13 protein-coding genes, 1 other RNA gene and 1 pseudogene are annotated in these 11,274 nt (G+C 41.3%); 5 read left to right on the top strand and 10 right to left on the bottom strand.

What is annotated here, in order from left to right; translation table 11 throughout:
* Window positions 1-56: 56 nt before the first annotated feature.
* The 4 genes from gcvH to HQQ94_RS08190 form a co-directional block, all read right to left on the bottom strand.
* Window positions 57-446 carry a glycine cleavage system protein GcvH gene (gene gcvH / locus HQQ94_RS08205; protein WP_173293954.1) on the bottom strand — a complete coding sequence of 130 codons (390 nt, stop codon included), beginning with the start codon at window positions 444-446 and terminating at the stop codon, window positions 57-59.
* 518 nt (window positions 447-964) lie between these two features.
* Window positions 965-2,200 carry an FAD-dependent monooxygenase gene (locus HQQ94_RS08200; RefSeq protein WP_173293953.1) on the bottom strand — a complete coding sequence of 412 codons (1,236 nt, stop codon included), beginning with the start codon at window positions 2,198-2,200 and terminating at the stop codon, window positions 965-967.
* 34 nt (window positions 2,201-2,234) lie between these two features.
* Window positions 2,235-3,485 carry a 2-octaprenyl-6-methoxyphenyl hydroxylase gene (ubiH, locus tag HQQ94_RS08195; RefSeq protein ID WP_173293952.1) on the bottom strand — a complete coding sequence of 417 codons (1,251 nt, stop codon included), beginning with the start codon at window positions 3,483-3,485 and terminating at the stop codon, window positions 2,235-2,237.
* Window positions 3,486-3,592: 107 nt separating this feature from the next.
* Window positions 3,593-4,159, bottom strand: a complete 567-nt coding sequence (locus tag HQQ94_RS08190; RefSeq protein ID WP_173293951.1) for a UPF0149 family protein — start codon at window positions 4,157-4,159, stop codon at window positions 3,593-3,595.
* Between the two features lie 306 nt (window positions 4,160-4,465).
* Here HQQ94_RS08190 and HQQ94_RS08185 point away from each other — a divergent pair, with 306 nt between their 5' ends.
* The gene (locus HQQ94_RS08185; RefSeq protein WP_173293950.1) at window positions 4,466-4,774 is read left to right on the top strand and encodes a cell division protein ZapA; all 309 of its coding nucleotides are present in this window, start codon (window positions 4,466-4,468) and stop codon (window positions 4,772-4,774) included.
* Window positions 4,775-4,916: 142 nt separating this feature from the next.
* Window positions 4,917-5,097: non-coding RNA, 6S RNA (gene ssrS, locus HQQ94_RS08180), on the top strand.
* A gap of 120 nt (window positions 5,098-5,217) precedes the next feature.
* Here the strand turns inward: ssrS and HQQ94_RS08175 are convergent.
* The 3 genes from HQQ94_RS08175 to HQQ94_RS08165 form a co-directional block, all read right to left on the bottom strand.
* Window positions 5,218-5,925, bottom strand: coding sequence for a hypothetical protein (locus HQQ94_RS08175; protein WP_173293949.1), 708 nt, complete (start codon window positions 5,923-5,925; stop codon window positions 5,218-5,220).
* Window positions 5,910-6,452: a sigma-70 family RNA polymerase sigma factor gene (locus HQQ94_RS08170; RefSeq protein ID WP_173293948.1), complete on the bottom strand. Its 543-nt coding sequence runs from the start codon at window positions 6,450-6,452 to the stop codon at window positions 5,910-5,912. The genes HQQ94_RS08175 and HQQ94_RS08170 overlap by 16 nt, the downstream gene beginning before the upstream one ends.
* Before the next feature lie 64 nt (window positions 6,453-6,516).
* Window positions 6,517-7,113: a YceI family protein gene (locus HQQ94_RS08165; RefSeq protein WP_173293947.1), complete on the bottom strand. Its 597-nt coding sequence runs from the start codon at window positions 7,111-7,113 to the stop codon at window positions 6,517-6,519.
* A 128-nt stretch (window positions 7,114-7,241) separates the two neighbouring features.
* Between HQQ94_RS08165 and HQQ94_RS08160 the strand changes: the two genes are divergently transcribed.
* Window positions 7,242-7,943, top strand: coding sequence for a 5-formyltetrahydrofolate cyclo-ligase (locus HQQ94_RS08160; RefSeq protein ID WP_173293946.1), 702 nt, complete (start codon window positions 7,242-7,244; stop codon window positions 7,941-7,943).
* Window positions 7,944-7,950: 7 nt separating this feature from the next.
* On the opposite strand, the gene HQQ94_RS08155 is transcribed toward HQQ94_RS08160, so the two are convergent.
* The gene (locus HQQ94_RS08155; RefSeq protein WP_173296572.1) at window positions 7,951-8,742 is read right to left on the bottom strand and encodes a transporter substrate-binding domain-containing protein; all 792 of its coding nucleotides are present in this window, start codon (window positions 8,740-8,742) and stop codon (window positions 7,951-7,953) included.
* A 339-nt stretch (window positions 8,743-9,081) separates the two neighbouring features.
* Between HQQ94_RS08155 and HQQ94_RS08150 the strand changes: the two genes are divergently transcribed.
* Window positions 9,082-9,546: a copper resistance protein NlpE gene (locus HQQ94_RS08150; RefSeq protein ID WP_217274014.1), complete on the top strand. Its 465-nt coding sequence runs from the start codon at window positions 9,082-9,084 to the stop codon at window positions 9,544-9,546.
* A gap of 4 nt (window positions 9,547-9,550) precedes the next feature.
* On the opposite strand, the gene ung is transcribed toward HQQ94_RS08150, so the two are convergent.
* Entirely contained in the window at window positions 9,551-10,219 is a 669-nt protein-coding gene (ung, locus tag HQQ94_RS08145; RefSeq protein WP_173293945.1) for a uracil-DNA glycosylase, read from the bottom strand.
* A gap of 74 nt (window positions 10,220-10,293) precedes the next feature.
* Window positions 10,294-10,908, bottom strand: a complete 615-nt coding sequence (locus tag HQQ94_RS08140) for a LysE family translocator (protein ID WP_173293944.1) — start codon at window positions 10,906-10,908, stop codon at window positions 10,294-10,296.
* 129 nt (window positions 10,909-11,037) lie between these two features.
* On the opposite strand from HQQ94_RS08140, the pseudogene HQQ94_RS08135 reads away from it, so the two are divergent.
* A pseudogene (locus HQQ94_RS08135) lies at window positions 11,038-11,205 on the top strand (PAS domain-containing protein); the annotation flags it as partial.
* Window positions 11,206-11,274: the final 69 nt, after the last annotated feature.

Genomic DNA, 11,274 nt, shown 5'->3' with positions numbered 1-11,274 from the left:
AAATAACCAACAAAGCCTCATTTTATAAAAAATGAGGCTTCATTTTTAATCGCGAATTAGTCTTCGTCGATGGTCGCTTGATAGGCTTCGGCATCAAGTAAATTGTCAATTTCAGCTGAGTCTGTTGGCATCACACGGAAAAACCAACCATCACCAAATGCATCACCGTTAACTAATTCAGGAGAATCTTCAAGCGACTCGTTAACAGCCACAACTTCACCTGATATCGGGGCATAAATATCTGATGCTGCTTTAACCGATTCTGCTACGGCGCAATCTTCACCGGCAGTCACCGTATCGCCCACTTCAGGTAATTCAACGAATACCATGTCACCCAAAAGCTCTTGAGCATGATCGCTGATCCCAACAGTATATGAACCATCTTCTTCTTTACGGATCCATTCGTGAGATGAAGCGTACTTTAGTTCATTTGGAATGTTACTCATTGTTCTTAATCCTTATTCGATTGTTCTAATTCTTTGTTAATGAAGATAGTTTATTACTTAAGATAGTGCCTAAATCAATTTAACATGTTTACTGTTACGTACAAAATGCGCAGCAATGACGTTAACTAAAACGCCTTTATGTACCCATGTAAACTTCAGTAGTATCCCAACTGTGATAATCAAGTCTGTTAGCATTGTATGCTAATTTTCATGTTAAAGAGCACCGTTTATCGCCATTATTACCTCTTATCTCACGCCTTTGGTATGGCCTTATCTGACCCTGTGGACCTTAAGTCAACAGACTAGGGATAGAGTAAGATACAGCAGCGTATTTCGCTATTTAATAAGGGATAAAATACGCCAAAATTATACCTCGCACCACCGTTTTGTATACAAGAGAATTTTCTAATCCGATGCTTTGTTTGATTAGATTTTCTCATCACCTAGACTGGGTCTATTTATCAGGCCAAAGAAAAACGTCAGTAAAAATCAACTAAACATATGAAAGATAATAACTATTATTGAAACTCAACGTCTGATTTTTGAACTTTACATAAATCAGGCAAACGATTATTGTGACCCATGGCTTGTCGCATAAACAGTGTTTTCGCAGGAGAAATATGATCAATCAGGTTAAGTCCAAAATCACGTAACGCTTTTTTAACTGGATTACTACCTTCAAATAACCGTTTAAAGCCTTCCATAGCCGCAATCATCTCCAATGCATCAGCCTTACGCCATCGCTCTAATGCACGTAAGTTACTGTAGTCACCTATGTCTTTTCCCGCAAGCTTCAGTCCATCTATGGTTTGTATGATGGCAGCGGCATCGAGAAAACCTAAGTTAACCCCCTGACCTGCAAGCGGGTGAATAGTATGTGCAGCATCACCGGCTAATAACAACCGATGGCGAGCAAAATGACGAGCATAACGCATGCGCAGAGGGAAAGCCTGTGGCTCACACACCAGTTGACACATCCCCATACGACCATCAAATGCAGCCATTAAGGTACGCTCGAATGTTTGCTTGTCCATACTCAACAACTGTTTAGCTTTCGCCGGCGGCACAGACCACACAATGGAGCAAAGGTTTTTTTCATAGAGCGGTAAGAAAGCTAATGGGCCATCTTTAAGGAACACTTGGCGGGCTGTATCTTGATGGGAGATCTCGGTGCGAATACTGGCTACAATGGCATGATGGCCATAATCCCAGAATGTCATCGGGATCTTACACTGTTCACGTACCCAAGAGTTAGCCCCGTCAGCACCTATGACTAATGCCGCACTTAAGTTGTCACCATTATCTAAGGTCAACCAGGCTTCACGCTCACCGAAGGCGATGTTATCTAGGCGGTGATTTTTGATGTGTGTTATCTCATCACACTCACTCGCCCGCTTAGACAAGGCATAGCCAATGTTGTCATTTTCGATAATACTGCCGAGGTATTGTTCGCAAAGGGTGTGGGCATCAAAACTTATCTTACCTATACTATCTTTCTGCCAGACTTCCATCTTCTGGTAAGGGCTTACACGGTCATCGTCAAGATAGGACCAAGCCCCGAGATTTTGTAATAACCTCTGGCTTGCTTTATTGATTGCGCTAACCCTCAGTTTAGGCCCACCAGAAACAGCCTCAATCTCTCCAGCATCAATAACCACAACACGTAAGTCTGCCATAGCCAACCCTATCGCAGTGGCGAGGCCAACCATGCCTCCACCAACGATAGCAATGTCATAGGTTTTAGTGCTCAACATTTAGTTTTCCTTTCATTTGACCTTTGTTGGTAGCTTAACGTCGTGCTTTCCAGCCCATTGCCGTTTTGGCCACTGGGATTTTAAGTGGCGGAGCCCAAGAGAGTAATCTCAACCCCAAACTGCGTCCAGCCACTAACGGCCAGTGATCATTGGAAAAGCCACGTACCAAACACTCAATGTTGCATAAAGTGGCATTTCTGTCAGGCTCACGGCGCTGTAAATAAGCATGAGTCACTTCAGTGCTACCAAAATCCGTTGGCTGAGCATCCGTTTCATTTAATAACTGTTGTTTAATCACTTGGATCAAACTCATTAAATCCCTTAAGCCTAAATTAAACCCTTGACCTGCGATGGGATGTAACGCTTGAGCTGCATTGCCGATAAATACGGTTCGATGATAAATGGGTCTTGGCATATAAGAAAGCGTCAGCGGATATGAGTAACGCTCGCCGACTGAGATAAATTGACCGGAACGCGATCCAAAAGCCTGCTGCAATTCGCTCAAAAACACATTATGAGAGGCAGACTGTAAACGTTTTGCCTCATCAGGTGGCAGTGCCCACACCAATGACACCCGTGATCGGCCATTATCGGATCCCATGGGTAACAGGGCCAAAGGGCCTGTATTAGTAAAACGTTCAAACGCCCAATTCTCATGAGCTTGGTTAGTTTGCACATTGGCAACCAATGCAACCTGATCAAAATCAATTCTTTCTAATGGCTGTTTACATGCCGCTCTAACCTGAGAGTTGACACCGTCTGCTGCCACCAATAGTGAAGCACTTAAACGAGTACCATCATCAAGAGTGAGTATTTGTGCATTCACCTGCGCCTCTACTGACATGACTTTATTCGGGCAATAAAGTGAAATGTCTGCATCAGCGAGCAATGTAAATAATACTTGTCCGACACGTTCTAACTCGACAACTTGACCCAAACTTTCCAGATTAAACGCTGCAGCATTGAGTTCTGTCATTCCCATGTGACCACGATCTGAAATATGAATATTCTTAATTGACGTGCCTAAATGGGCCAATTTAGGCCATAAACCAATCTGCGTTAATTCGAAGATAGAGCCATGGGCGATGGCAATGGAGCGAGCATCAAATCCAGGATGCGCTTGATGAGGACTGTGTGCCTCAATTAATGCAATTTTTAAGGGGCGCTTAAGCGAGTCTCCAAGAGATTTGAGACCAAGTGCTAATGTCGCTCCTGCCATAGCGCCACCGACGATCGCGACATCCACACAGATTAAATGCGCATCTTGTTCTGTTTCAGCTGTCATTAAGCTTCTCTATTTTGCCCCAGTCGAATCGAATCAACTAAGCTCACCATCCAAGTTAAGATAATAAGCATGCACTCTCGATAGTGTAGATGTTGCCGTGCTAATGGCTAATGAATCACACCGGTTTGTTGTGCTGAAGGCTCTGGAGCAAATTCTGCATAACACAGCAGTGCTGCCATTTTAGCAAATTCTGTGAGCTCCATATAAGCAGATTCAGACTCATCATCATCGGCAACATCAAATTCAACCATCGCGATCTCAGCTAAATCTTTGATCACTTCACGTACATCCGCTGAAGCATTATTTAACTTAGGCTGGACAATCGCTAACCCAGTAAGAAAACTTTGTACCCAAAGTGAAAGTGCTTCAACTCGGGTAGACACAGGCTCTTCTTCTTCAGGCTGCATAGGAGAAAAACCAAAATCAATATCTGAAATTCTGGCTAACGTATCTTGGTAGAGTTCATCAATAAGCTGCTGAAGTGATGGAGGTAAAGCCTGGCCGTCATTGATCAGCTCAAGTAAAGAGGTATTCCACTCTCTTTTTGACTCTTCGATGCCGCCACAAATGAGGCCCACAAGCGCACCGTGAACCTCAACAGGATGCTGAGCAATATCCGCCGCATTAAGCGCAGCCATTAAGTTATCTATACGTAAAGAAGGAGGGGTCGCCATAACAAGGTTCCAATGACACAAATTACTGAGGTCATGCTACCAGAAGTGACACGTTCGGCCAAGAAAACCCGACATCATCTGCATTAATAATTTCTATTTTAAATGCCAAGCTGCAAAAATAGTGACGTTAAGATATAAAAGGAAAAATTGAAGTTTAGGTGAATGAAATGATTAATATTTATACACTTTTATCTATCTAAACAACATTTAATCTAAAGTTGGGCATCTTACCCCTAACTCATGTTGCACTTTGCTGAGGAGACCTTTATAGTCCGGTCAAGAGTCAAATTTAAGGACCCATGCTTCATGAGTAGCCACGCTATTGAGATTAGCTTATTAGGCCGCACATATTCCATCGCTTGCCCTCAGGGACAAGAGAGCGCTTTGCAGCACGTAGCGCAAAAACTGGAGAAGCAGCTGACATCACTTAAATCTAGAACCAACAGTTTAAGTCGTGAAGAGATTGCCATTATGGCGGCCCTTAACATTGGCTATGAACTCTTAGAAGAACAACAAAAAAATCAAGATTATAATAAGCAAATGGATGAAAAAATTGGTTTGCTTCAATCAACATTAGAAAATGCCTTAGTTGAGCGTTCAATTAAAGCAGAGTAAACTTTACTGAGGCTAAGTCAATTTAGCTATGTGTAAACCTAATGTTGAAAAATTTAGCAATTAATTAGTTCGTAACGATAAGATAAAAGCTATAGTCAATGTAATAGCATAATCGATTACATCGAATTAAATGCCCCCGTTTTACTCTCTGGGCTACATGTGAGCCGGCAATGTCCCTGTGCCGATACTTACAAAACCAGGATGAATGTTTTATTGACATTGTGCAAGCTCGGCTCGTATCGAGAAGCCTTAGGAGATATTCATTTACCCGCCTTGAACCTACGGTTCAAGGGCTATGTCGGTAACGGTAGCCTGGAGAGTAATTTATATTAGCTTGGCCATGAAAGATGCATTTTAAATCCCCAAAAATGACGATTTAAAGGGCTCTTAATGAGTTAAATACTGGTGATGAGCCATAGATAATAAATGCAACTCAGTTGGCCTCAACTCCAGCTTTTCAATGCAAGACACCTTCCTTGTAGAATAACTCGGCCACTATTGTCAGCAATCAGCTCCATCCAAACTGCCCCTTGAATAAACTGCCACTGTGCCTTCGTTAGCAAAAACTGCTGGGTGTCTTTGGCTTTAACTTGCCCCATAGATATTTTTCGGTCTTGGTTATCACGGATCCATAAACTGGCAGTTTGATTTAATGGAGTCCAAGCTTGGGTGAGATGTAAGGTCATCATCCAAGGCGAATCCACCGCATCAGTCGCACGATGAACCGCAGCGGCTAAACTAGCACTCGAATCTGGAGCATTTAAAATCCCAACATAACTAATAGGCACATATTCAGAATGTGCATCACTGACACTCTTTACCAGTCCCCCCATGACCAGTAAGAGAGAGCAAGCAAGCACCGCTGAACTTGCCCTCCAATAATTAATTTTTTGCCACCAACGAACAGTTTGCCAACCTAATTTAACTTGGATCTGACGCCAAATATCAGCCTTAGGACTCGTCTGCACTGAATGAGTATTTAGCGCCTGAAACTGTGTTTCAACCCTAAGCAGTTGAACCTCCAACTCTGGAATTTGTTGCAATAACATCGCCATCCGCTGACGTGCTCGATAACTCATCGAACCGCTAACATAGCTATAAATGAGCAATTTTTGCAATGCAGGTTGATGATATCTTAATGGGACACGCATTGTTGCATAAACTCCATTCCACGTCTTAACCAAGACTTAATCGTCCCTAAGGGATGCCCTAAAATCCCAACCAACTCTCGCTGCTCGTAGCCATAACAGTAACTCAGTATTAGCGCTTGGCGTTGATCAATTTGTAATTGAGACAGGCAAAAATCCACTTTACCTCGAGTACGACTACTGGAGGTAAACTCTTTAGCTTCCTCTATCTCAAGTTCTCTTTCAAGATCTGTAATGTCTTGAGTACGACGTAAAGATAAACGACGTAAACAGTCCAGTGCTAGATGCCGAGCTATAGCATAACACCATGTATAAGCACCACTTTTATTTACATCATACCGAGCAGCTTGATTCCAGATCCGAACAAAGGTCTCTTGAAGAAGATCTTCTGCCAACTGATAATCATGCATTAACTGCATCAATACCGGAAAAATACGGGGTGAAAGGCTAAGATATAAACGCTGAAATGCCTCTCTATCCCCCATTGCCGTCCGTGCTAATAAGATCTCATCTGTCTCACTCAATAACATGACTCTCTAAACTCTGTATGAGTAGCAAATACCAATGAGATCGTTATTATTTTGACCTCACACATTAACTCTCAATAAATCTTCCGTAGAAGGTGATTGGAATTTGCTGATTAATCGAAGCTAAACCCATCACTTCAATTAATTTTTCAACGCCTTCATTTAAGCCCAATTGCTTCACATCAAGTAAAATAGGTGAAATACTCGCGACATGAATTGAACCATCGAGGTCTTTAACTAATTGTAAGTCCGCCGCTAAAGGAAGCGACTTACCGTGTGTTTTTAATATCAAACTTTGCTTAATTCGTAAAGGTTTACCGACGGTTAAATCACTAAAGTTAGCTTTATCTATTTTGGCGGAAATCTCTGCATTTTGATATTTAGCCACCTCAAAAACCCAATCACGCAAACGCTGATCACGAATTGAAACTTGGGTATCTACACTGCCAAGATTAACAGTTAAGTGTAACTCTCCTTCATCTGACACCTTACCAGATAACGTATGAAAGCTCGATGTTTCGGTCACGCTTTGCTTATTCGTAAACACTTTGGTAGATAAAAATTTCAGCTCTGCCGACGACGGTGCTAATGACCATTGAGCCGACGCATTCATGGAGGTGAGTGAGGCAATAGATAGGATCATTGCTGCTAAATTGGTTTTCATAAATATCTCTTTTAATTAATAACGACTACTTATACGTATGAAAGTTCTCAGTGGATGCAAGTATTTGAACATAATGTTATCACTGACTGCTACGCTAGCAAAACAAAAAGCTCACTACGACTTATCCTATGCCATCGATAGTGGTAAGCTATTTATATCGCTTAACATTAAATGTGGTCGCTTTGAATCAACATTCAATCAATAAAAATTCACTCAACCGATTAAAGTCTTCTCTACAAGGATTAAACCGGCATGAGATACGATCAAAGATACGCGCCACTAGACGTGCAATTCCTGCTGCAGAACAAGACGACTTAGGTCAACAAGCTTGCACGCTTATGCTTGCCCAACTTGAATCTCTCACCATTAAGCATATCGCCCTTTATCTTACCAATGATGGCGAACTCGACACTCAACCGTTAATCAAAGCGCTGTGGCAACGTAACATTAACGTGTATCTACCAAGGTTGCATCCATTTAGCAAAGGCAATTTACTTTTTCTTGCCTATACATCCAATACTCAAATACAACGTAATAAGCTCGGAATTGATGAGCCATTACTGGATATTCGTCACATTATTTGTGCTGAACACTTGGATGTGATTGTCACGCCTTTAGTCGCATTTGACACTGATGGTAATCGCATGGGGATGGGCGGAGGTTATTATGATAGAACGCTTGCCCATTACAAAGATACTCGCTCACCGCTGCCAATTGGTTATGCTCACGACTGCCAGCAAGTCAATCGCTTACCATCTGAGCATTGGGATATTCCATTGCCTATCATTATTACCCCGACAAAAAGATGGCAGTTTGACCATTTGGGCTAACCTAGATTTAAGGTGTAATATCTTGTGCTATGCCATAATTTTTTAGAATTTTTTCCAAACTCCCATCTTGCTTCATGCTTTCAAGCCCTAAGTTGAATTCTTTTGTTAAATTTTTATAATCAGGGAGTTTCTTAGAGGCACCGAAATGAAACTCCTCAACACTCAATGGCTCACCAATCTCCTCGAAGGCATCAGCATACTCATCTGGACCAGTACGAATAAGATATTGTGCCAGATCTCTGCCTATCAATACTAAATCAATGCGTTTAAAAAATAATTTTTTCATATTAATCGTATCTGAACTGGATTCTTCGGTCACCAATTTGGCTTGGGTAAACACAGGTGGATTTGCATACCCTCTACCGATTCCAATCCGTAAGCCTTGCAGATCAGATAATTTCTCATAACTTATATCACTGTTTTTTCGTTTATAAAAAACAATATTGAGTGGCACTATAGGCTGTGAGTATTCAGCCCACTCTTCTCGCTCTTTTCGGTACCAAAGCCCCACAATCCCATCAGCTTTACCTGTTTTAACCAACAAAGTAGCCCGAGTAAAAGGGTAAAATTTATGTGAAACATGATAACCACGTCGTAGAAAAGCTTGAGCAACGATATAGGCTACTGCACCATTTTGGCTATAACTATCACTGTAAAAAGGAGGGTAGTTGGTCGAAACAATATTTAAAGTTCGCTTATCATCCTCTGCAAATACGCCAAAAGAAAAGCACACTAATATCAAAAAAAAGGGATACCTTAACCACTTCAAAATGCCCGTTATGGCATCGAAAATTATCATTGATTTTACTACCGAGACGATTGCTCGCATACTTGTTCATTGCCTTCCAAAGTCATTCTATTAAATTAAAAGTTGAACTCACTTAGTCTTCTAATGGGTTTAGCCAATTAAGCACTAAGAAATGACGCACCCACAATAAATTAAAATCAAAGGGATAACTCAGCTACCACCACTCAACATCATGACTCAAAAAAATCATTATCCTACACAAAAAAATCAATCGTTAACATATATCATGATCTTTTAAACCAAAAAATCAAGTATTTTCAATAATGATTTGCGTATAATGGTCATTAGCTTCAATGACTCAATAGTCGACTACATTGCCTAAGGATAATAATGAAATTACCACTTATTGTACTCACTCTACTGACTATCAGCATGTCAGCATGCTCAGATCAAAAACTGAATGTTACTGAAAAAAATGAGAAGCAACATATTGAAAATAAAGTTAATGTCTCCATAGGTGATAACAGCCAAAATGCATTAGATTGGGCTGGGCACTACTCAGGAGTGATTCCGTGTGCCAGTTGTGAGGGGATTAGCACAGTGCTCATTCTTTCTGCTGATAACACTTATAAACTAGACACACAGTACTTAGGGAAAAGCGATAACATTTTTACTGAGACGGGTAGAGTACAATGGCACAAAGATGGAGGAAGAATCACCCTTGTTACACTAGATAAAGATGAACCTGGTAACCAATATCTGGTCGGTGAAAATCAACTATTTATGTTAGACAGGCAAGGTAAGAAAATCAATGGAAACCTTGCACAGCACTATCGTTTAATCAAGGAGCAGTAACGACCTAGACCTGCCAGTCAATAGGATCGCTCCCCATAGACGTTAGTAAAGAATTTGTTTTCGAAAAATGCTGGCAACCAAAAAAACCTCGATAAGCCGATAATGGTGAAGGGTGCGGTCCAGATAAAATATGATGTTGTTTACACTTAATAAGTTTACCCTTTTTAATTGCATGAGCTCCCCATAGAATAAAGATAATCGGTTTTTTTTGTTCATTTAACCGCTCCATAACATGATCGGTGAACATCTCCCAACCAGCTTTAGCATGCGAATGTGCCTTGCCCTGTTCAACCGTTAATACAGTATTAAGCATTAACACTCCTTGCTTGGCCCATGTTGAGAGGTTGCCGTGACTTGGCATCAAAAACTCTGGAATATCGGTAACCAGTTCTTTATAGATATTAGCCAATGAAGGAGGTATGTTAATCCCCTTTGTCACCGAAAAACAGAGTCCATGCGCCTGCTCTGCCCCATGATAAGGATCTTGTCCAATGATCACCACTCTCACTTTATCTAATGGCGTCAAATTAAACGCATTGAACACCTCAGATTCCGGCGGGAATATAGCCTTGCCACTTTGTCGTTCATTCGTCACAAAACTTTGTAACTTTCGAAAGTAGCTTTGCTCAGTCTCTGCATGAATAAAACCGTCCCAGCGTATGTATTCCGTCATATTTTCCTCATAATACTGCTCAGTGCTTACATTTTTCTATCAAAAAATAGAAAGTTACCTATGAATAACTCAATTTAAACCGTAACGAATACTCTTATCGCCAACAGGATCAATACCACACCAGACAATTTATCTATCAATGCTGCTTTTGCTCTTAATTTAGGCAATACCAAAGGGTGCGACAACATCAAGGCAATGAGGGTGTACCAAAGTCCATCAACTATCAGCGGTGTGAGCACGATTAATGACTGCCCCACTAAGGTCTCTGCAACCATCACAAACTGACTAAACAAGGCGAGAAAAAAGAGCATTATTTTAGGGTTAAAGAGTGATATGGCAATACCATCACGGGCTGCAACTAAGCCACTGGTCACCTCACCAGCCGTAAGTTTTTCGGACATCCCTCCCTTAGAACGAAGCGCCTGAACCCCCATCCAAGCAAGATAAAGCGCCCCCGTTATTGCAATACCATCAAATACTATTGGTGCTTTTTTTAGGACCACCGCTAGACCTAAAAGTGTCACTAAGGCATAAAAACCAATACCGATGGAATGAGCCCAAGCACAGATAATCCCTTTATCACGCCCACCAGCTAAGGTATGCCTAACAACCATAGCTAAACTTGGACCCGGTGACATCGCGCCTAAACAGCAAATAGCCAGTAATCCAAACCAAGTAGTCACACTCATAGTAAAACCCTTACAGGTATAAATAGGCAGGCGTTAACGCTACCTTATTAACTGGCACTTTATTCATCTTGGATGGTAAAAGCTAGTGATACCTTTTGCAAGCAAGTGTTGTGATAAAGCGGAGCTAATATCAATTCACCAACAGAAACACCACCAACTGTGTTTCTACCAGAAAACCAACCCATCCTTAATGCAGTCAGTGAAGGCATATATGGCTTTGACTTTAATGGTCATGCCGTCTTTATTAATCCAGCCGCTGAGAAAATAACAAGGTGGAAAGCGAAGGAGTTGTTGGGGACCGATGCCTTTCTAGCAGAAAATGAATATGGGGTTATCTATTGACTCCATATTTTAGTAAAAAATAAG

Source organism: Shewanella sp. VB17 (assembly GCF_013248905.1).
GTDB lineage: Bacteria > Pseudomonadota > Gammaproteobacteria > Enterobacterales > Shewanellaceae > Shewanella.
This window is presented reverse-complemented; position numbering and strand designations above follow the sequence as displayed.